The 20364-nt window shown below is 47.3% G+C and carries 34 protein-coding genes; all 34 read right to left on the bottom strand.

From position 1 onward, the window contains the following. Positions 1–5 precede the first annotated feature (5 nt). The 34 genes from sat to rpsC all read right to left on the bottom strand — a co-directional run bounded on the left by sat (position 6) and on the right by rpsC (position 20358). Positions 6–1181, bottom strand: coding sequence for a sulfate adenylyltransferase (gene sat, locus FS806_RS12405; protein WP_144936624.1), 1176 nt, complete (start codon positions 1179–1181; stop codon positions 6–8). A 19-nt stretch (positions 1182–1200) separates the two neighbouring features. Further along, positions 1201–1920 (bottom strand): phosphoadenylyl-sulfate reductase, encoded by a 720-nt coding sequence (locus FS806_RS12400; protein ID WP_144936621.1) that lies wholly within the window; start codon positions 1918–1920, stop codon positions 1201–1203. Positions 1921–2213: 293 nt separating this feature from the next. Next, positions 2214–3227, bottom strand: a complete 1014-nt coding sequence (locus FS806_RS12395) for an SPFH domain-containing protein (protein WP_144936618.1) — start codon at positions 3225–3227, stop codon at positions 2214–2216. A 35-nt stretch (positions 3228–3262) separates the two neighbouring features. Next, positions 3263–4063 carry a TPM domain-containing protein gene (locus FS806_RS12390; protein WP_144936615.1) on the bottom strand — a complete coding sequence of 267 codons (801 nt, stop codon included), beginning with the start codon at positions 4061–4063 and terminating at the stop codon, positions 3263–3265. Beyond that, complete coding sequence (locus FS806_RS12385) at positions 4057–5085, bottom strand: primosomal protein N' (RefSeq protein ID WP_144936612.1); 1029 nt, start codon at positions 5083–5085, stop codon at positions 4057–4059. The genes FS806_RS12390 and FS806_RS12385 overlap by 7 nt, the downstream gene beginning before the upstream one ends. A gap of 123 nt (positions 5086–5208) precedes the next feature. Then, positions 5209–5889: a PspA/IM30 family protein gene (locus tag FS806_RS12380; protein WP_144936609.1), complete on the bottom strand. Its 681-nt coding sequence runs from the start codon at positions 5887–5889 to the stop codon at positions 5209–5211. A 185-nt stretch (positions 5890–6074) separates the two neighbouring features. Next, positions 6075–6509, bottom strand: coding sequence for an SgcJ/EcaC family oxidoreductase (locus FS806_RS12375; RefSeq protein WP_144936605.1), 435 nt, complete (start codon positions 6507–6509; stop codon positions 6075–6077). A 262-nt stretch (positions 6510–6771) separates the two neighbouring features. Next, positions 6772–7164: a 30S ribosomal protein S9 gene (rpsI, locus tag FS806_RS12370; RefSeq protein WP_144936602.1), complete on the bottom strand. Its 393-nt coding sequence runs from the start codon at positions 7162–7164 to the stop codon at positions 6772–6774. A gap of 18 nt (positions 7165–7182) precedes the next feature. Further along, positions 7183–7620 (bottom strand): 50S ribosomal protein L13, encoded by a 438-nt coding sequence (gene rplM / locus FS806_RS12365; protein WP_144936599.1) that lies wholly within the window; start codon positions 7618–7620, stop codon positions 7183–7185. A gap of 187 nt (positions 7621–7807) precedes the next feature. Beyond that, positions 7808–8572 carry a tRNA pseudouridine(38-40) synthase TruA gene (gene truA / locus FS806_RS12360; RefSeq protein WP_144936596.1) on the bottom strand — a complete coding sequence of 255 codons (765 nt, stop codon included), beginning with the start codon at positions 8570–8572 and terminating at the stop codon, positions 7808–7810. Positions 8573–8666: 94 nt separating this feature from the next. Further along, entirely contained in the window at positions 8667–9032 is a 366-nt protein-coding gene (gene rplQ, locus FS806_RS12355; RefSeq protein ID WP_144936593.1) for a 50S ribosomal protein L17, read from the bottom strand. A gap of 26 nt (positions 9033–9058) precedes the next feature. Further along, positions 9059–10003: a DNA-directed RNA polymerase subunit alpha gene (locus FS806_RS12350; RefSeq protein ID WP_144936590.1), complete on the bottom strand. Its 945-nt coding sequence runs from the start codon at positions 10001–10003 to the stop codon at positions 9059–9061. Between the two features lie 129 nt (positions 10004–10132). Continuing rightward, a complete protein-coding gene (gene rpsK / locus FS806_RS12345; RefSeq protein ID WP_144936587.1) occupies positions 10133–10531 on the bottom strand; it encodes a 30S ribosomal protein S11 in 399 nt (132 codons plus the stop codon). 19 nt (positions 10532–10550) lie between these two features. After that, positions 10551–10919 (bottom strand): 30S ribosomal protein S13, encoded by a 369-nt coding sequence (rpsM, locus tag FS806_RS12340; RefSeq protein WP_144936584.1) that lies wholly within the window; start codon positions 10917–10919, stop codon positions 10551–10553. Positions 10920–10936: 17 nt separating this feature from the next. Then, on the bottom strand, positions 10937–11050 hold the full coding sequence (gene rpmJ, locus FS806_RS12335) for a 50S ribosomal protein L36 (RefSeq protein ID WP_023388342.1): 114 nt from the start codon (positions 11048–11050) through the stop codon (positions 10937–10939). A 135-nt stretch (positions 11051–11185) separates the two neighbouring features. Next, on the bottom strand, positions 11186–11404 hold the full coding sequence (infA, locus tag FS806_RS12330; protein ID WP_144936581.1) for a translation initiation factor IF-1: 219 nt from the start codon (positions 11402–11404) through the stop codon (positions 11186–11188). 2 nt (positions 11405–11406) lie between these two features. Then, positions 11407–11721: a KOW domain-containing RNA-binding protein gene (locus FS806_RS12325; protein WP_144936578.1), complete on the bottom strand. Its 315-nt coding sequence runs from the start codon at positions 11719–11721 to the stop codon at positions 11407–11409. A 3-nt stretch (positions 11722–11724) separates the two neighbouring features. Then, on the bottom strand, positions 11725–12477 hold the full coding sequence (gene map / locus FS806_RS12320; protein WP_144936575.1) for a type I methionyl aminopeptidase: 753 nt from the start codon (positions 12475–12477) through the stop codon (positions 11725–11727). Next, a complete protein-coding gene (locus tag FS806_RS12315) occupies positions 12477–13127 on the bottom strand; it encodes an adenylate kinase (protein WP_144936572.1) in 651 nt (216 codons plus the stop codon). Before FS806_RS12315 ends, map begins: the two co-directional genes overlap by 1 nt. Before the next feature lie 85 nt (positions 13128–13212). Beyond that, positions 13213–14511, bottom strand: a complete 1299-nt coding sequence (gene secY / locus FS806_RS12310; RefSeq protein ID WP_144936569.1) for a preprotein translocase subunit SecY — start codon at positions 14509–14511, stop codon at positions 13213–13215. Then, positions 14511–14951: a 50S ribosomal protein L15 gene (gene rplO / locus FS806_RS12305; RefSeq protein WP_144936566.1), complete on the bottom strand. Its 441-nt coding sequence runs from the start codon at positions 14949–14951 to the stop codon at positions 14511–14513. The genes secY and rplO overlap by 1 nt, the downstream gene beginning before the upstream one ends. Before the next feature lie 67 nt (positions 14952–15018). Continuing rightward, a complete protein-coding gene (rpmD, locus tag FS806_RS12300; RefSeq protein ID WP_144936563.1) occupies positions 15019–15207 on the bottom strand; it encodes a 50S ribosomal protein L30 in 189 nt (62 codons plus the stop codon). 11 nt (positions 15208–15218) lie between these two features. Continuing rightward, positions 15219–15716: a 30S ribosomal protein S5 gene (gene rpsE, locus FS806_RS12295; RefSeq protein WP_144936561.1), complete on the bottom strand. Its 498-nt coding sequence runs from the start codon at positions 15714–15716 to the stop codon at positions 15219–15221. A gap of 33 nt (positions 15717–15749) precedes the next feature. Continuing rightward, positions 15750–16112 carry a 50S ribosomal protein L18 gene (gene rplR, locus FS806_RS12290; protein ID WP_144936558.1) on the bottom strand — a complete coding sequence of 121 codons (363 nt, stop codon included), beginning with the start codon at positions 16110–16112 and terminating at the stop codon, positions 15750–15752. Positions 16113–16157: 45 nt separating this feature from the next. Further along, entirely contained in the window at positions 16158–16700 is a 543-nt protein-coding gene (gene rplF, locus FS806_RS12285) for a 50S ribosomal protein L6 (RefSeq protein WP_144936555.1), read from the bottom strand. 32 nt (positions 16701–16732) lie between these two features. Continuing rightward, a complete protein-coding gene (rpsH, locus tag FS806_RS12280; protein WP_144936552.1) occupies positions 16733–17131 on the bottom strand; it encodes a 30S ribosomal protein S8 in 399 nt (132 codons plus the stop codon). Between the two features lie 30 nt (positions 17132–17161). Continuing rightward, positions 17162–17347 (bottom strand): type Z 30S ribosomal protein S14, encoded by a 186-nt coding sequence (locus tag FS806_RS12275; protein WP_144936548.1) that lies wholly within the window; start codon positions 17345–17347, stop codon positions 17162–17164. A 26-nt stretch (positions 17348–17373) separates the two neighbouring features. Continuing rightward, positions 17374–17916 (bottom strand): 50S ribosomal protein L5, encoded by a 543-nt coding sequence (rplE, locus tag FS806_RS12270; RefSeq protein WP_144936545.1) that lies wholly within the window; start codon positions 17914–17916, stop codon positions 17374–17376. Positions 17917–17946: 30 nt separating this feature from the next. Then, entirely contained in the window at positions 17947–18297 is a 351-nt protein-coding gene (rplX, locus tag FS806_RS12265; protein ID WP_222126656.1) for a 50S ribosomal protein L24, read from the bottom strand. A 58-nt stretch (positions 18298–18355) separates the two neighbouring features. Continuing rightward, positions 18356–18724 (bottom strand): 50S ribosomal protein L14, encoded by a 369-nt coding sequence (gene rplN / locus FS806_RS12260; protein WP_144936542.1) that lies wholly within the window; start codon positions 18722–18724, stop codon positions 18356–18358. A 51-nt stretch (positions 18725–18775) separates the two neighbouring features. Continuing rightward, positions 18776–19039, bottom strand: coding sequence for a 30S ribosomal protein S17 (rpsQ, locus tag FS806_RS12255; RefSeq protein ID WP_144936539.1), 264 nt, complete (start codon positions 19037–19039; stop codon positions 18776–18778). Positions 19040–19071: 32 nt separating this feature from the next. Next, positions 19072–19269, bottom strand: coding sequence for a 50S ribosomal protein L29 (rpmC, locus tag FS806_RS12250; RefSeq protein ID WP_144936536.1), 198 nt, complete (start codon positions 19267–19269; stop codon positions 19072–19074). Continuing rightward, a complete protein-coding gene (rplP, locus tag FS806_RS12245; RefSeq protein WP_144936533.1) occupies positions 19259–19693 on the bottom strand; it encodes a 50S ribosomal protein L16 in 435 nt (144 codons plus the stop codon). The genes rpmC and rplP overlap by 11 nt, the downstream gene beginning before the upstream one ends. 2 nt (positions 19694–19695) lie before the next feature. Then, complete coding sequence (gene rpsC / locus FS806_RS12240) at positions 19696–20358, bottom strand: 30S ribosomal protein S3 (protein WP_144936530.1); 663 nt, start codon at positions 20356–20358, stop codon at positions 19696–19698. Between the last annotated feature and the right edge of the window lie 6 nt (positions 20359–20364).

Here is a 20364-nt window from a genome sequence, read left to right as displayed (position 1 = left end):
ACGACTTAGCGGCTGTTTATTTGCTCCGCCATCCCTTGAATTAGCACCTCCGCCACTTCCGGCCGGGTGAATTGCTTGGGTGGATGCTGTCCGTTCCTCAGCAGTTCCCTGACTTTAGTACCCGATAAATGCAGATGATCCTGCGGATCATGAGGACATGTTTTGGCGGAGGCCATATTTTCGCAGCGCGTACAATAAAAGCTGTGCTCGAAAAACAATGGGGTTATTCCCAGCTCCTCCGGTTGAAATTGTTTAAATATCAGTTGGGCATCGTAAGTGCCGTAATAATTTCCAACCCCTGCATGATCCCGCCCGACGATGAAATGCGTGCATCCGAAGTTTTTGCGAACGATGGCATGAAAGACCGCTTCCCGTGGGCCGGCGTAACGCATGGCGGCAGGGAAGACGCCGAGGAAGACACGAGCCTTGGGATAATAATTCTCAAGCAGCACCTTATAGCTTCTCATCCGTACATCGGCGGACAGATCGTCGGCTTTCGTTTCTCCTACAAGCGGGTTAAGGAACAGCCCGTCCACGATTTCCATGGCGCTCTTTTGGATATATTCATGGGCACGATGAACCGGGTTACGCGTTTGGAAACCGACCACGGTCTTCCACCCTTTGTCTGCAAATAATCGGCGGGTCTCCTCCGGGTCAAAATAATACTCTCTGTATTCGTTAATCGGCTTGCGGTTAAGAACCCTCACAGGGCCGCCCACATAAGCTGCCGGCTGTTCATACAGCTTGGCGACTCCGGGATGCTCTTCGCTGTCCGTCAGGAAAACCTGTCTGGCCTCCTCTTTCTGATCGACCTTGTAAATATCCTTGACCTCCAGCACTGCATAGATGACCCCATCGTCCGCCCCGGTTAGCGCTATGTTTTCCCCTATAGATATCTGGGATAAGTATTTTTCTTCTACCGCAAGTGTAATGGGAAGGCTCCATACCACTCCATTGTTCAACCTCATCCGCTCAATAACCGATTGATAATCGTCTCTCGTCATAAAGCCTTCTAACGGAGAGAACGCCCCCACGGCGATCAAATCGAGATCCGACAAAGTGCGGGAATGGATAGGGACCTTAACCAACCCGGCAGCCTCCTGCAGCAGCCTTTCTCGTTCTTCTCCACTAACTCTTCGATCTACTAACGGTCCGCCATGAGCTTCATAAGCCAGTTTCATGTATGTTCCTCCCGTTTCGTCACTTCTGCAGTTCAACACCAACAGAATCGTTATGCAGCCCGCATTCCGTCTTCTGGAAGCCGGACCACCGTCCCGCTCTCGGGTCTTCTCCCGGCCGGACCGGACGAGTACATTTCTCACACCCTATACTTGGATAATTTGAATCATGCAGAGGATTGTAGATAATCCGGTTCGTGCGGATATAATTCCACACATCCTCAGATTTCCAATCAGCCAGCGGATTGAACTTAATCAGTCCGAATTTGACATCGTACTCAATTTTGCCCGCATTGGCCCTGGTCGGAGCCTGCTCTCTTCGGATTCCGGTAATCCAGGCGTCATATTTGCTCAGCACTTCGGCCAGTGGATTTACCTTGCGAATAAGGCAGCACTGGTTCGGATTAACCGACCACAGATTCTCCCCATACGCCTCGGCCTGCTCCTGCAGGCTAAGCTTGGGACTCACCCGTACGAATGCTTTGCCATACCGCTCTTCCAACCGGTCCCTGGTCTCATAGGTTTCACGGAAGTGAAGGTCCGTATCCAGATAGAATATATCTGTGCGGGGACTGACTTTATTCAGCAGATCCACTAACACAACATCCTCCGCCCCGAAGCTGCAAGCCAGGGTGATGTTAGGAAAACGTTCCACTGCCCATGCCAGGACGTATTCGGCTGAGCGATTTTCCAATTCCGGGCCAGCCTGCCGGATCAGCTCTTCCTTTTCAAATAAATTCATACCCTTGACACCTCTCCCTGCAATATTCCCATAAACCAACCGAAATGGGCACATAACACAGTTTATTGAAGATGGAGCTTATTGGTGCATATAAACTATAAGATAAGCAGCGCTTCCGCCAGCCAAGGATAACCGGCTATCGTCCTCCTTTGCACTTGCGCGTTTACCGTGAAATATAAAAACAGATATAGTGTGTTCCGTTCCTTAATGGGGGAACAATACGGAAAAAGCCTCCCCATAAGGCAGGGAAGGCTTCGAGGTTGTGTTGTATATGATCCTTAGGAATATAATCATTAGACCAGCTTGTGTCCGCAATTGGAGCAGAAGTTGCCGCCGCTCGTCTTTGTTCCGCAATTTGGGCAGAAGTTCGGCTTCTGTTTGCCGCCGTCAGTGTTGTCGGATTCATCATTATTTGCCTGTGCGGGAGGGGCGGACGGTGCCGGCTGATCGGTCGTGTTTTTGCCTTTATTCATGTTCTTCAGCATTTCATTGGCTATATTCATACCCATCATCATGCCGGCCATATCGGATGCCGCACCGCCGCCCTGAACCTTGCCGGAGGCAATCCCGTCGGTCATGGAAATCTGCTGGTATCTTTGGAGATCTCCAACCATGCTGTGGGAAGCGGTCCTCGTGATCATCTCTTGAATTTCTTCCGGATAATTGAAGCTCATGACATTAAAGCCGGTGATGGTAATTCCATCGTTTATAATCTGCATATCCATATCTTCCCTGATCCCTTGGGCAATTTCGAAAGCATTGGCCTGCAGGTTAAACATGTCCTTGCCTTCCTTCGAGATCCACTTCATAAGAAGCTGATCGAGGATCGAGGTCATTCTAAGCTTGATGTCATCGACAAAGTAGCTTTCTTTAACCCCGGCAATTTTATCAATTAGAGCCACATAATCATTCACCTTAAAATTAAACGTTCCATTGGCGCGAATCGGCAGCCCTCCGGGAAGCTGCGGGGTCGGAATGTGAATCGCACTTTTCGTGCCCCATTTTACGGTAAATTCCTTCGTGTTGACGAACAGCACTTCTACTCTCATGCCGCTGTTAAAACCAAACTTGAAGCCTTTGAGCGTGGACAGAAAAGGGATAATTTCCGAAGCTATGTTATAATCGCCCTCGTCATGAAATATCCCCTCTATTTTACCGTTGTTAATAAATATGGCATCCTGGCCGGGACGGATAATAAGCCGGCTCCCTTTCTTGATCTCCCGATTGCTCCACTTCCAGAAAATCATATCGTCTCTAAACTCTTCCCATTCCACTACATTAGCAAATTGATTTCTAAAAAAGGACATCTCTTTTCTCATTCCCTTCCGTATGATTAGGATTCTTAAAAGCTTCCTCTGCTTCCGCTATGAGAATGACCCCCGCTGGTCGTTCCTCCCCCTCCGCCACCGCCTCCGCTGCTGCTGTTCGAGGACGGTTTCCTGCGTTTGGTGACCGTTGTCCGTATATAATCGTCGCGCTGCTCACGAACTCTGGAGTTTTGGAAATCCCGGTAAGTCCCTTCATTTACAGTGACTTTACCTCCCGAGTTGTACAGCATAACTCCGACTACAGCTCCCCCTACAGCCAAGGAGGCGGCTAGTTGAAACCATAGTGTAAAGAGAATATTTTCCGGGTTGACACCGGGCTTTATCCCCATGTATTTATAAGAGGTCTTTATAAACTTGCTGAAGGCAAGATAATAATCCCCGTTGGACAAATCCGGTGTTATTTTGTTACGGATTAAATCCAGCCTGGAATCATCCAGATATAACTTCGCTTTATAGAAGCCTGCCAAATACACTTCTCTATGCTGCATATCAACCGTCAGTATGGCTGTATTGCCATGAGGTTTATCATACCCCGGTGCCTTGTCGTCGTAAAAATCCTGCATATACTTAACGACGTCTTTGCCTTCCGTATCTTTGGTCGTTAATATGATAAATTCGGTCTCTCTCTTCGCTCCATACTTATCGGCCATCGCTTCAAGCTCTTCCACTTCCGTCTCGGTCAACAGATTGGCGAAATCATAAACTTTCGGTTTGGACTCCGCGGCAGCCTGCGAAATATTTACTGCAGATAGAAAAAAAGGAATGATTACCAAGCAAAGCATAATCGCTTTTAAAGCCGTTCTTCCATTCACCATATCTCGCCTCCCATCATTAAGGAGATGAGTTTTAGCGCTATGAAGGTACTGGCAGCAATGCCGCCGAACCATTGAGCGACCTTACCGTAACTGATCGGAGGCTTACCGACGACCTTGCCCGTCTGGCCGTTCATCGCAAAAGTGTGCACGGCTTTACCGTAATCATAATATACCATCCAGACAGGGAGAAGAACGTAATGGCTGCTTGTCTTCTTGGTATCGATTTGTCTGCTTCTATATCGGACTGTAGTATAGCCGGAGATGGTTGAGCTAATATAGGAATCAATGAATTTTTGGATTTTTGCTTTAACCCGGGGTAGGAGCTCCTCGTCATTGTAGTTGTATTTCTCGGCGATAAATCCTGCCAGATACGGTGTTTTAAAATCTTTCAAATGGCTGTAATCATACGGCTCTAATTTATCCATTAATTCATCATTCATTTTTTTGGAGGCATCCACGGGAACCTTAACATAATTCAGATCAATATCTCTATACACATCATAATGTTTCGTCTCTGTATATATATAATTACCGCTTGTATATTGCCTCACCCTCGTACAATCGGCACTTACCTTCGCTTTCGTGTTTAAATCATACAACCAGAAGGGAATGTACATTCCTGTAATCCCCTTAACCCTATCCGCTGTCATAAAACCTTTAGGAGTTAGCCTGCCGTTCTTACACCATCTGCGAAATGCAGCCATCGCTTGTTCCTTGCTAATGGTAAATGGAATAACCTTGGCTGGAGCCAATGCCCCCGATAACCGGTCCCCAAGCACAACACCCGCTCCGCAGAAGCTGCACGTCGTAGCCGCTGTTTCCGCCTCTGTAATCAATATGGCGCCGCAATTGTCGCAGTGATATTCGTGGGCGTCCTCGTCAGAAAACGTCGTTGTTATGAAATCTTCGGAAAATTCCTCTATTCTATCCTGTCTTCCGCAGCTATGACAGGTTAACCTTCCCGAATCGCTGTCGAATGCCATATCATCGCCGCAGTTGGGACATTTGTAATGGATAACCATCCCCTGTGTCACCTCGCTCAATGCCTTTCATTATGAAAGCTGTAGCTACAGCTACAGCTTATTCCTTCATTTTAACACTTTCAGTTGGAATGAAGAAACCCGATCCGGTGAAGCTTCGTGCGATTATTCTTTATTGTTTTTAAGTTCCTTTTTGAGGGCCTCCAACTCATCTTCCACATCGTTACTTTCCTCGTATTTCTCCGTTAACTCCTCGAATTCGTCTGCCGGATCCTTTCTTAATTCGGCCAACGCCTCAGCCTCGTCGTATGCCCTGTTCACCTTCTCCTCCATCCTTCCGAAAGCAGAAATGGATGAATTGGCACCGGCGACGGATGAACCCATTTCATTCATTCTCTTCAAGGCCTTGGCTGCGGCCATTTTGCCCTTGAGCATGGCTGCCTTTGATTCCAGCTCTCCGATATCGGATACGAGCTTGTCATGCATTTCTTTCATTCTAACCGCATTGGCGGACGCCAGATTGTAGGCTGCTTGCAGCTCCTCTTCTTTCGCAGCCAGAGAAGACTTTTTCTCCAGGAAGGTCCGGGCATCGCCCTCATTCCCGGCTTCCAAAGCTTTAACCGCGTACTTTTTCAGCTTGCTGATCTCCGATTTGCATTCATCCCACTGCCTCTTGCTTCTTTGTTCTTCCGCCATAATCGAAGCCGTTTCCGCCTTTACCTGGCCTAAATCGCTTCTGAGATTTCGTAAGTATTGATCCAGCATTTTCTCCGGGTCCTCCGCCTTATCTAAAAAAGCATGGATATTGCTGGACATAATGTCTTTAAATCTGGATAAGATCCCCATAGTCTTCTCCTCTTTAAAATTAGTCTTAGTATATATACTGTTTATCTTACCAAAAGGATTCATTTTATACGGAACACTTTGCCAAATGGAGAAATTTAGAAAATAAAAATACCCTTTCCGACAGAACTAGGAAAGGGCTGTATACATGTAAGCTGCACGCTCTGTTTCAGAGTCGCTTAAGCGAGTCATGATAGCATGGATCGTAATTCCTCTGTCATACGTTCGACCAACTCTGGTCTACCATGAAACTGAGCAGGGGTATTTTGAAAAAGTTCGATTTTCCATTTCCCTTCTTTCCTGCTAACAACAAGGGTCTGATGTGCATTGGCGTCCGGGTTGATATCAGTTTGTCCACGGGGAACCATGCCCGCTATCGCTCTTAACAATGCTGTCTCTGAACCTAAGAAGCGCACATCATTAACTTTACTAACGAATTTTGCGGTGGGGTGGTCTCTGAAGATGGGGTCAAGGTGCGAAAAAATGTTTTCCGGTCCAATTTCTTGACTTCCGTCAAAACCGATAAGCTCGCCGCTCTCCGAAAACAAGTCAGCCATTTCTCGTGCATCTTGATTGTTCCACGCATTCAACAACTGTCGGTAGATTGTCTCGATTTCGTTCATGCTGTATGCCTCCCTCACTAAAAATTCATATATTTTTCTTAATATAACCTAAATGCATTTTATGAATTTCTTCCGAATTGCTTTTATTTTAGCTCATTAAAGAAAAACCAAGTGTAATTTTGAAGTTATCAACAAAAAGAGCACACCACCCGGGTGATGTGCTTCTTATATTGTGGATTTTGCTTTTTCTTTTGGTGCCTAATATAGCTTTCGCCCATTTGCGAATAACGCAAATGGGCGAAAGGGTTGAAAATAAGGTTTTTTAACGTTTCGAGAATTGAGGTGCGCGACGAGCGGCTTTCAAGCCGTATTTCTTACGCTCCTTCATACGCGGATCGCGGGTCAGGAAGCCGGCTTTCTTCAAAGAACCGCGGAATTCCGGATCTGCTTTAAGCAGTGCACGGGAAATTCCGTGGCGGATAGCACCTGCTTGCCCAGTCGTTCCGCCGCCATGTGCCGTTACCAGCACATCATATTTACCTTCCGTTTCGGTAAGGGCCAATGGTTGCTTAACGATTAATTTTAATGTTTCCAGACCAAAATATTCATTCAGATCGCGTTTATTAATAACAATTCGTCCTTCACCCGGTACAAGGCGGACACGTGCTACCGAATGCTTACGACGACCGGTTCCATAGTATTGTACTTGTGCCACGAAAGAGTCCTCCCTTTATTACCCGCGAAGTTCCCAAACTTCGGGTTGTTGTGCTTGATGTGGATGCTCGCTTCCGGCATACACTTTCAGCTTTAATTTCATTTTGTTGCCGAGACGGTTCTTAGGCAGCATTCCATGAACAGCCAGTTCGATCATCCGCTCCGGTTTCTTGGCCAGCATTTCCTGAGCCGAGGTTACTTTCAGACCGCCGGAATGCAGCGAGTGTCTGTAGTATTTCTTGTCTTGCAATTTGTTCCCCGACAGGACAATCTTGCTGGCATTAATAATGATAACGAAGTCACCCGTATCAATATGTGGCGTAAAGGTCGGCTTATGCTTACCGCGAATCAGGCTGGCCGCTTCGCTGGCCAGTCGACCCAAGGTCTTGCCTTCGGCGTCGATAATGTACCATTTACGTTCAACTTCGTTAGGCTTAGCCATATATGTGGTACTCATTTGCTTAATCCTCCTAAGCATCAGAAATAGCTTGTATGATTTAATTCATTAATGTTCAATTATCCGGTGGTCATTTCATGACTCGGGGCCGTGGGATAGCCAGTTATGAAACACCATCTAATATCTTACTATACCTGGATTTGAATAGCAAGAAAAAGTCGTACAAATCAGCAGGCAATATGAAGATTTATTCATACCTGACTTCCCATAGCGTGAGTCCGTGAGCCATAGCTGTCGGCCCTGCCAGTTTACGGTCCCGGGCATCAAGAATTTGTTTGATTTCCGACTCGCTTCTCTTGCCTGTGCCGACCTCCAATACGGTCCCGACGATAATTCTCACCATATTGAATAGAAAACCGTTCCCCGTGATATAAATATGAATCACACCTGCCTCACCATCTCCCAGCATCGGTTCCGGCCTATACTCCACGCTGGTCGAGAAGATGGTACGCACGTGTGATTCAACCGAAGTCCGGGTGGAGCAGAAGGAAGTAAAATCGTGCTCCCCTTCCAAGTAGCGAAGGGACCTTCTCATAGCATCGATGTCCAGCAATGAAGGGTGATGCAAGCGTGTCTTCCGGTGGAAGACGTCCGGCCAGCGGCTCCTATGAATGCTGTAGCGGTAGGTCTTTTGTTTGGCATCGTGTCTGGCGTGGAAATTAAGAGGCATTTCTTCGGCAGTATGAACGGTAATATCGTCAGGAAGTCTGGAATTGATCGCAAGGCACCAGCGTTCGATCGGGATGGCCGACCTGGTTAAGAAGTTAATGACCTGGGCCCGGGCATGAACCCCCGCATCCGTCCTACCGGAAGAGGTAATATGAACCTCTTCACCGGTAAGGATGGAGACGGCTTCTTCCAGCTTGCCCTGAATAGTCACCTGATCCGGTTGAATCTGATATCCGCAATAGGCTGTACCATCGTAGCTTACCTGCATCTTAATGTTTCTCACGATATGCTCCTGTTCCTCACCTAATCGCGTGAACGATACAAAAAAAGGGCTTCAGCAGAATCAGAGATTCTGTCCACCCTTTCCTATCCAGTCGTTAAGCTTGATCCACCAGTTCCAAATAAACCATAGGAGCAGCATCTCCGCGACGAGGCCCCAGCTTCAGGATACGTGTGTATCCGCCTGGACGCTCGGAATAGCGGGTGGCCAATTCAGTAAACAGCTTTTGAATGGCGTCCTGCTCATCGTTAGCCGCTTCACGGCGAACGTAGGCGGCTGCTTGGCGACGAGCATGAAGATCTCCGCGTTTAGCCAGAGTGATCAGCTTCTCCGCGATGGATCTAACCTCTTTCGCCTTAGCCTCTGTCGTTTGGATGCGCTCTTGAATGAATAAGTCGGTCACCAGATCACGGAACAAGGCTTTCCGCGCACTGGAATCACGACCCAGCTTTTGATATGCCATGTTGTTCCCTCCTTCTAATGGGAAATTTAATCTTCCGATCGAAGGCTTAATCCTAATTCGTCGAGCTTCTCCTGAACTTCTTCCAGAGATTTGCGGCCAAGATTGCGGACCTTCATCATGTCCTCTTCCGTCTTGGTTATCAGCTCTTGAACGGTATTAATTCCCGCACGTTTCAAACAGTTGTAAGAACGAACGGAAAGATCCAACTCTTCGATGGTCATTTCCAATACTTTTTCTTTTTTGTCTTCTTCTTTCTCTATCATGATCTCAGCATCTTTGGCTTCATCCGTCAAGCCAACAAAGAGCATAAGATGTTCGGTCAAAATCTTGGCTCCGAGACTAACCGCTTCCTCCGGACGAATACTGCCATCGGTCCATACTTCGAGGGTAAGTTTATCGTAGTTAGTAACTTGACCAACACGAGTGTTCTCAATACTGTAGTTGACGCGGGTAATTGGAGTGTAGATCGAGTCAATCGGGATAACACCGATCGGATGATCCTCACGCTTATTCTTGTCCGCCTGTACGTACCCTCTGCCACGATTGGCATTGATTCGCATATGAAGGCGTGCGTCAGCCGATAAAGTAGCAATATGAAGGTCCGGGTTCAAAATTTCTACATCGCTGTCCGCGCGAATGTCTCCAGCTGTGACTACTCCTTCGCCATCCGCGTCAATTTCCAGTACTTTCTCTTCGTCGGAATGAATCTTTAACGATAGTCCTTTGAGGTTTAGGATAATTTCCGTAACATCTTCCATTACACCGGGAATGGTCGAGAACTCATGAAGGACACCTTCGATTTGAACGGAGTTAACAGCAGCTCCCGGCAAAGAAGAGAGCAAAATACGACGTAAAGAATTGCCAAGCGTCGTCCCGTAACCCCGTTCCAAAGGTTCAACCACAAACATGCCGTATGTGCCTTCTTCGTTTACTGTCACGGTCTCAATCTTTGGTTTTTCAATTTCTATCATTAAATTTACCCTCCTTCGAAACGTCGTTTCCACTGGATACCCGATAACCGATAAAAACATCTAGTATTCCTATCCTTCAACACCATTATTCACATGTTACGGATATTTATACTAGTTTTCGATCCTTAATTAGACACGACGACGTTTAGGAGGACGGCAACCGTTATGCGGAATCGGAGTTACGTCTTTGATCATGTTGACTTCCAGACCTGCAGCCTGCAAGGAACGAATTGCAGCTTCACGTCCGGCGCCAGGACCTTTAACCATAACCTCCACAGTTTTCATACCGTGCTCCATAGCAGTTTTGGCTGCGGCTTCGGCTGCCATTTGTGCTGCAAAAGGAGTACTCTTACGGGAGCCTTTAAATCCAAGGTTTCCGGAGCTTGCCCAAGAAATAGCGTTCCCGTGCGGGTCCGTAATCGTAACGATCGTATTGTTAAATGTGGAACGGATATGAGCTACTCCAGATTCAATATTTTTACGGTCACGACGTTTTGTACGGGTTACTTTTGTTTTAGGTTTAGCCATTCGTCTTTATCCCCCCTTATTATTTCTTCTTGTTAGCTACGGTACGACGAGGACCTTTACGCGTACGTGCATTCGTCTTAGTCCGTTGACCACGAACCGGAAGTCCGCGACGGTGACGAATTCCCCGATAAGATCCGATCTCAATCAAACGCTTGATGTTGAGAGAAATTTCACGGCGAAGGTCACCTTCCACTTTCACCGTCTTGTCAATTGCGTCACGCAGTTTGCTGACTTCATCTTCCGTTAAATCACGGACACGAGTATCCGGATTAACGCCGGTGCTGCTCAGAATTTTCTGCGAAGTGGTGCGGCCAATTCCAAAAATGTAGGTAAGGGCAATCTCCACCCGCTTATCACGAGGCAAGTCTACTCCAGCTATACGAGCCATTGATTGAATGCACCTCCTTAACCTTGTTTTTGTTTATGCTTCGGATTTTCGCAAATCACCATAACGTTACCTTTACGCTTGATGACTTTGCATTTTTCGCATATAGGTTTAACCGACGGTCTAACCTTCATTGTGGTTACCTCCTATTGGTTTTGTCTTAGCAAAACCTACTTCGTAAGCTTGAGCTTTGGGGTTTTGCCTGAGCAAAACCATACTTCATATGCATAACCTCATCTATCTCATGCGTCACTAACAGGAATGCCGACTTATTTAAAGCGGTACGTAATGCGTCCTCTTGTCAGATCATAAGGGGAAAGCTCGACTGTAACCTTGTCTCCAGGCAAAATCCGGATAAAGTGCATTCGAATTTTACCAGATACGTGAGCCAAAATTTTATGACCGTTCTCCAATTCCACTTTAAACATGGCATTCGGGAGAGGTTCTACTACCGTACCTTCAACTTCAATAACATCTTCTTTGGCCACCGTTATTCTCCTTTCTCATGAACTGAGGCTTGTTGCTCTTCCACAAACTTGCTCAGTGCATATCGCAGTTTTCCGTTGGTCACACGACCGGTTTCCGTTAAACTATCCACAACCTCACTGCTTACCGCTTCTAGCAATTTAAGGTGAAGCAGGTTTTTCTTCTTTGGCTGATCGAATTTCCTCTTATCGCCGTCCGCGATAAGAACGAAACGGTCATCGACGATTTGTATGATAATCCCGAATTTTCCAGTGTCCCTTCCTTTCAGGATCTGTACAATTTGCCCAAGCCGGGGATGATCGGATACCTCCACGCTCATCACCTACATTTCCGATTTAGTCAGGATCTCGTACCCATCGTTCGTAATCGCGATAGTATGCTCGAAATGAGCACAGAGAGATCCGTCTACCGTCACAACCGTCCATTGATCATCCAATGTTTTGACATACCGTTCGCCGATGTTTACCATCGGCTCGATGGCCAAGACCATACCGGGCTTCAGGCGAGGCCCTCGGTCAGGAAGTCCGTAGTTCGGTATTTGCGGCTCTTCATGCAGGCTGGCCCCGATTCCATGACCGACATATTCCCGGACAATGGAGAACCCTTCCGCTTCAACCGTGCGTTGAATAGCATGTGAAATTGTGAACAGGCGAGCATCCGGTTTGGCTTCTGCAAGTCCATCATATAGAGCCTTTTCGGTCACTTCCAGCAATTTCTGAGCGCTTGAAGAGATCTCCCCTACCGGATAGGTCCATGCAGAGTCGCCATGATAGCCTTGATATTGTGCTCCGATATCTATGCTGATGATGTCGCCTTCTTTTAGTTTTCTGGGTCCGGGTATTCCATGTACCAACTCTTCATTGACTGAAGCACAGATACTGCCGGAAAAACCGTTGTAGCCTTTAAAAGATGGTGTCGCACCCTGACTGCGAATGAATTCTTCCGCGATCCGATCCAATTCTTTGGTCGTCACACCAGGTCGGATCTCTTTGGAAAGCAATCGGTGGGTCTCCGCCACAATCCGACCTGCTTCCCTCATTAAATCCAACTCGTATTCGGACTTACAAATAATCATCAGGCATTCCCTCTTAGCAGAGAATGGATGTTTGCAGTAACCGAATCAATTTCCTGCTCTCCGTCAACTTGACGTAAAATACCTTTAGCCCGGTAGTAATCAAGCAGAGGTGCCGTCTTGTTGGTATATTCATCCAACCGGGTACCTACTTTCTCCTCGTTATCATCGGCCCGCTGATACAGCTCGCCGCCGCATTTATCGCATGTTCCCTCCGCCTGAGGCGGATTAAACATAACGTGGTAAGTAGCTCCGCAGGATTTGCAAATTCTTCTACCGGTCAATCTCGCCAACAGCAGGTTGCGATCGACTTGCAGATCAATGACGTGATCCAGTTTTCTTCCCATGGACTCCATGATTTCATCAAGTGCTTCGGCCTGGGCCGTCGTTCTTGGAAACCCGTCCAGCAGAAATCCTTGTTCACAATCCGGCTGCATCAGTCTGTCCCTCACAATGCCGATCGTTATGTCGTCCGGCACCAGGAGACCCTGATCCATATACTTCTGGGCTTCCAAGCCAAGCGGTGTAGCCTGGCTCTTGGCCAAACGAAAAGCGTCTCCGGTAGAAATGTGAGGGATCCCGAACTCGCTGACGATTCTTTCCGCTTGAGTCCCTTTCCCCGCCCCGGGAGGACCCATAAATAAAATGTTCACTTCGCTTTAACCTCCCCGAAGGTGACAGACAAAGCGATGAATCCAGTCTACTTATCGCTAGCCTGCAATGCGAATGCAAAGCTTCTTATTTGTTGATAAACCCTTTGTAGTGACGTTTGATCAGCTGGCTTTCGATTTGTTTCATAGTCTCAAGCGCAACTCCGACTACGATCAAGAGTGAAGTTCCACCGATTCGCACCGATTCCGGCAGACCGGCCAATCCTCCGAACAGCATAGGGAGAATGGAGATAGCCGCCAGGAATATGGCACCCGATAATGTAATTCTTGTCATTACTCTCGTTAAATAAACCGAGGTCGTCTTACCTGGACGAATCCCAGGAATGTATCCGCCGTTTTTCTTCATTTGGTCCGCCATTTGCTCAGGGTTAATTTGTACGAACGTATAGAAGAATGTAAATCCGATAATCAACAGAACGTACAGAACCATACCGAGCGGAGCGGTGAAGGACAGATTTTCGATGATCCAATTAGCGACGACATTTCCACTCCAGAACTGTGCAATCGTAGCTGGGAACATCAGCAGCGACATCGCGAAGATGACCGGAATAACCCCTGCTGCGTTCACTTTAAGCGGAATATGAGTCGACTGACCGCCGTACATTTTACGCCCAACTACGCGTTTGGCATACTGTACAGGGATTTTGCGCACACCTTGTTGAACGAAAATAACCCCGGCAATAATGAGGACAATCGCAACAAGGATAACAATAAATTTAATGATATTAAGGAACAGCGCATCTCCTGCGTCAACGAACAGCTGAAGATAGATTGCGCGTCCGTGAGTCGGAATTCCTGCTACAATACCGGCAAAGATAAGGATGGAAATCCCGTTTCCGATCCCATGCTCGGTAATTTGTTCACCCAACCACATCAAGAAAGCAGTACCTGCAGTCAATACGATAGCGATCATCGCGTAGGTTGTGAAGCTCGGATCGATGACCAGATTGCCGTAATAGCTGTTAAATCCAACCGAAGTTCCGAAAGCCTGGATCAACCCAAGTACGATCGTTCCGTATCTTGTAAATTGAGTAAGCTTCTTGCGTCCCGCTTCCCCTTCTTTAGCCCACTGCGCAAACTTGGGGACAACATCCATAGACAACAGCTGAACGATAATGGACGCTGTAATGTATGGAAAAATACCCATGGCGAAAATGGAGAATTGGAACAAGGCGCCGCCTGAGAAAGTATTTAACAGCCCGAATATATCTGCTTGCTGCCGGTCAGTAGCTGATAAAATGTCAGTATCGATATTGGGCACTGGAATAAACGCACCAATCCGATAGACAATCAGAACGAGAAGAGTAAACAGGATCCTTCTGCGAAGATCCTCTACTTTCATGATGTTTGATATGGTCTTTAACATTAAATCACCTCGGTTTTACCACCGGCAGCTTCAATTTTTTCCACCGCAGATTTAGAGAACTTATTGGCTTTAACTGTCAGCTTAACGGTCAGTTCGCCTTCCCCTAAGATCTTGATGCCGCTCAGAGTATTTTTAACAATACCGGCTTGCACTAAAACCTCTGGTGTCACCTCAGCGCCCTCTGTAAATTGATTCAGGCGGTCGAGGTTAACCACTGCATATTCCTTGCGCGAAATGTTCGTAAAACCGCGTTTTGGAAGTCGACGGAACAGCGGGTTTTGTCCACCCTCGAATCCAGGACGTACACCGCCGCCGGAACGGGCTTTCTGCCCCTTATGACCTCTGCCTGCAGTTTTTCCGTTACCGCTGGCAATACCACGACCAACACGCTTTTTCTCATGACGGGAGCCGGCTGCAGGAGTAAGTTCATGCAATTTCATCGTGTGCACCTCCTTATAATTTTTGCAATCTGTTATGTTGAAGCCGGAATGTCATCCGAACGGATTCTTAAGCTTCGACTTCTTTAACTTCAACCAAATGGCTAACTTGATTCACCATGCCCCGAATAGCCGCGTTATCCGGTTGAACAACAGTCTGGTGCAGTTTACGCAGACCTAAAGTTCTAACCGTTGTGCGGTGGGTCTCCGGACGTCCGATCAAACTGCGCTTGAGGGTGATTGCTAATTGCTTGGTCATCGTTTCCCCTCCTAACCTAATAACTCTTCTACAGTTTTACCCCGAAGTTTAGCAACGTCTTCTGCTTTCTTCAAACGCTGCAAGCCTTCCAAAGTGGCGTTGACCATGTTGATAGGATTGGAAGATCCTAAAGACTTGGTCAGAATGTCGCCTACGCCTGCCAGTTCGAGCACCGCACGAACAGGTCCTCCGGCAATAACTCCGGTACCTTCTGCTGCCGGCTTCATCAAAACTTTACCCGCACCGAACCGTCCAATTACAAAGTGCGGAATAGTAGTGTTGACCAGCGGAACATAGACCAGATTCTTCTTGGCGTCTTCGATGCCTTTGCGGATCGCATCGCCGACTTCAGAAGCTTTACCGATTCCGGCGCCAACCCAGCCCTTCTCGTCGCCAACAACAACGAGAGCGCTGAAGCTGAAGCGACGACCACCTTTAACTACTTTAGCAACACGGTTGATGTGAACTGTTTTATCCTTAAGTTCTAAAGTGTTGGGATCTACACGCAAGTTCTATTACCTCCTTATTAAGTGAATTCGCGGTTAGAATTCTAATCCTGCTTCCCGTGCCGCATCGGCCAGAGCCTGTACGCGACCATGATACAGATAACCACCGCGGTCAAATACTACTTTGTCGATGCCTTTCTCTTTGGCACGCTTGGCAATCAAGGCACCTACTTGGCGGGCCGCTTCGACATTGCCGCCGTTCTCCATCTTCAATTCTTTATCCAATGTAGAGGCCGCTGCGATCGTAACGCCTTTAACATCGTCAATAACTTGAGCGTACATATGCTTCTCGGAACGGAAAATGTTCAGGCGAGGACGTTCCGTCGTCCCTTCAATTTTCTTGCGGACACGAAGGTGTCTTTTCACGCGGGCTTGATTTTTATCGGATTTAGTAATCATTCGGTTGTCACTCCTTTCCATTTCCCTTAACACGCTTCAGAGAAATCACTTCTTCTTACCGGCTTTACCTTCCTTGCGGATAATCCGTTCGCCTTCATACTTGATTCCTTTGCCTTTGTAAGGCTCAGGCTTACGAATAGAGCGGATTTTGGCCGCTGTAGCGCCAACCTGCTCTTTATCGATACCTTTAACAATCACTTTCGTATTGGAAGGAACTTCGAACTCGATTCCTTCTTCCGCTTCGATCTCAACCGGATGGGAGTAGCCAACGTTCAGCACAAGCTTGTTGCCGCTTTTGTTAGCGCGGTATCCGACCCCGACAAGCTCTAACGCTTTCGCGTATCCTTCCGTTACACCGTTAACCATATTCGCTACCACAGTGCGGGTAGTTCCGTGCAGGGAACGATGCAATTTATTATCTGAAGGACGTTCGATCAGAATAGTGTTATCTTCAATATTTACATTAATTTCCTTATGCAGTTCGCGGGTCAATGTTCCTTTAGGACCTTTAACCGTAATTACGGAATTGTCCAAAGTCACTGTAACGCCGCCTGGAACAGCAATCGGTTTGCGTCCAACTCGAGACATGTGTGCACCTCCATTCGTTTACGATAAAAACATTACCATACGTAGCAGAGAACTTCTCCGCCTGCGTTGGCCTGACGTGCTTCCTTATCCGTCATCACACCGCGAGACGTGGAAATGATCGCCAAACCCAGACCGCCCAATACTTTAGGAATCTCTTGGCTTTTGGAATATACGCGCAATCCCGGCTTGCTGATTCTTTTCAGCCCGGTAATAACGCGCTCGTTGTTCGGACCATATTTCAGAAACAGGCGGATAATTCCTTGCTTGCTATCCTGAACGTATTCCGCGTCGCGGATGAAACCTTCTCTTTTCAGGATTTCAGCAATTTCCTTCTTGATCTTGGAAGCGGGAATTTCCACAGTTTCATGACGAACTGTATTAGCGTTGCGAATGCGAGTAAGCATATCTGCAATCGGATCAGACATTACCATATTGCGAACCTCCTTCCCGAACTAGGGTGATTACCAGCTTGCTTTTCTGACGCCAGGAATCTGGCCTTTGTATGCTAATTCACGGAAACATATTCTGCAGATTTTGAATTTGCGCAGAACGGAATGCGGACGACCACAACGCTCGCAACGGGTATATGCACGAACCTGAAATTTCGGTTTACGGCGTTGCTTTACGATCATCGAGGTTTTTGCCACTTACTTTCCACCTCCAATAGTTGGAATTATTTGGCGAAAGGCATACCCAATTGAGCAAGCAATTCGCGGGATTCTTCATCCGTTTTGGCGGTTGTTACGATAACTACGTCCATACCGCGAACTTTGTCTACTTTGTCATAATCGATTTCCGGGAAAATGAGCTGTTCCTTCAAACCAAGCGTATAGTTGCCGCGGCCGTCGAATGCCTTGTTCGACACCCCGCGGAAGTCACGTACGCGTGGAAGAGCTACGTTAAACAGCTTATCCAGGAAATGGTACATGCGTTCACCGCGCAGGGTTACTTTAACTCCGATCGGCATTCCTTCACGCAATTTAAAACCTGCAATAGATTTCTTTGCTCTTGTAATAACAGGCTTCTGACCGGCGATCAGCTGAAGATCCTCAACTGCGCTGTCCAGAACCTTGGAGTTAGCCACAGCGTCGCCCACGCCCATATTGATGACAATCTTCTCTATTTTAGGAACCTGCATGACGGTCGTGTAATTAAACTTCTGCATCAATGCAGGGGTAACATCATTCAGATAACGATCCTTTAATCTAGCTGCCATGCTGACATGTACCTCCTTTCCGCACTAAACTTAATCAATAACTTCTCCGGATTTTTTCGCGATCCGGACTTTTTTGCCATTGTCGAGCGTTTTGTATCCGATACGGGTCGGTTGTCCGCTCTTCGGATCCAGCAGCATCACGTTGGAAACATGAATCGGAGCTTCCTGTTCGATGATTCCGCCTTGCGGATTTTGCTGGGATGGTTTGGAATGCTTCTTGACCATGTTCACGCCTTCCACCAACACGCGGTTCTGACGCGGATAAGCTGCGATGACACGGCCCTTCTTGCCTTTATCTTTACCGGTAATAACAAATACCGTATCGTCTTTTTTGACGTGCAATTTGTTATTATGGGATTCAAGCTGTTTAGCTTTCGGCATTTTCAAGTACACCTCCTAAGTAACGGATGGTTCTAACTGCGTTACGCCAGCGGCCCAATTAAATAACTTCAGGCGCCAACGAAATAATCTTCATGAAGTCTTTATCACGAAGCTCCCGGGCAACCGGCCCGAAAATACGGGTTCCGCGAGGGCTTTTGTCTTCTTTGACGATAACAGCTGCGTTCTCATCGAAAGTGATGTAAGAACCATCTTTCCGGCGAGCACCACGCTTAGAACGAACGATAACCGCCTTAACTACATCACCCTTTTTGACAACGCCGCCTGGTGTTGCTTCTTTGACGGAGCAGACGATCAAATCACCAATATTGGCAAACTTGCGTCCTGTTCCACCAAGTACGCGAATACACATCAATTGCTTCGCACCAGAGTTGTCGGCTACGCTTAAACGGCTTTGTTGTTGAATCATTCCAGCGACCTCCTTTCAACCTATTTCCGAAAAAATCTATATAGCAACGGCTTAAATGACTACAGCTTCCTCTACGATTTCAACCAGTCTCCAGCGCTTGTCTTTGGACAGCGGACGGGTTTCCATAATTTTAACCACATCGCCGATCTTGGCTTGGTTGTTCTCGTCATGCGCCTTGAATTTCTTCGTATATTTAATACGCTTGTGGTAGAGGGAGTGCTTCTTGTAAGTTTCTACAGCTACAACGATGGTTTTATCCATTTTGTCGCTGACAACTTTACCGATTTGAACTTTGCGTTCGTTACGTTCACTCATGAAGGATCCTCCTTTCTTCTCTCTGGTTCAGCTTAGCTGATGCCGAGTTCTCTTTCACGCAAAATGGTCTTGGCACGTGCAATTTCTTTGCGCACTTTACGGATTTGAGACGGGTTATCCAGTTGGCCGGTAGCCAGTTGAAAACGGAGGTTGAACAGTTCTTCCTTGAAACCGGAAATTTTGCGCTCGATCTCTTCAGTGGTTAAGTTGCGAAATTCACTAGCCTTCATTTGCTTCACCACCCAATTCATCACGTTTCACAAACTTTGTTTTGATCGGCAGTTTGTGAGCAGCCAGGCGCATCGCTTCGCGAGCCACCTCTTCGCTTACTCCGGCCAATTCAAACAAAATTTTACCGGGTTTAACAACTGCAACCCATTTCTCTACGCTTCCTTTACCGCTACCCATCCGCACCTCAAGAGGCTTCTGGGTGATCGGCTTGGAAGGGAAAATTTTAATCCATACTTTACCGCCACGCTTAATGTAACGGGTCATGGCAATACGGGCAGCCTCAATCTGACGGTTGGTAACCCAGGACGGCTCCATAGCCTGCAGGCCATATTCGCCGAAAGTGACTTCCGTCCCGCCCTTGGCTCTGCCTTTCATCTTACCGCGATGTTCCTTGCGGTGTTTAACACGTTTAGGCATTAACATGATTAGTTTCCTCCTTCCTGTTCAGCCTTCTTCTTAGCTGGCGGAAGAACCTCTCCACGATAGATCCATACCTTCACACCGATCCGTCCGTAAGTGGTATGAGCTTCAGCAGTTCCGTAGTCGATGTCCGCACGCAGAGTGTGCAGAGGCACGGTACCTTCGCTGTAGCCTTCCGTACGAGCGATTTCCGCCCCGCCCAAACGTCCGCTGACAGACGTCTTGATTCCTTTAGCGCCTGCTCTTATCGATCTTTGAATAGCCTGCTTCATAGCCCGGCGGAAAGATACGCGACGCTCGAGTTGCTGTGCAATGCTTTCTGCAACCAATGTTGCATCCAGCTCAGGATTTTTAATTTCTGTAATATTGATGTGGACCTTCTTGTTAGACAATTTGGCAATGTAGGCGCGGATATTCTCTACCTCGGAACCGCCTTTACCAATAACCATTCCTGGTTTAGCCGTATGGATGGTTACGTTCACCCGATTAGCAGCACGTTCGATATCAATACGGGAAACAGAAGCATCCTTCAGCTTACCTTTAAGATATTCGCGGATTTTGACATCCTCCAGGAGCAGATCGCCATAGTCTTTATCTGCGTACCATTTGGATTCCCAATCACGAATGATGCCTATTCTCAATCCGACCGGACTTACTTTTTGACCCACATGTAT

Origin of the sequence: Paenibacillus sp. 32O-W (assembly GCF_007679495.1) — a bacterium.
In the GTDB taxonomy this organism is placed as follows: Bacteria; Bacillota; Bacilli; order Paenibacillales; family NBRC-103111; genus Paenibacillus_L; species Paenibacillus_L residui.
Note: the sequence above shows the minus strand (reverse complement) of the source record. Positions and strands in the feature narration are given on the sequence as shown.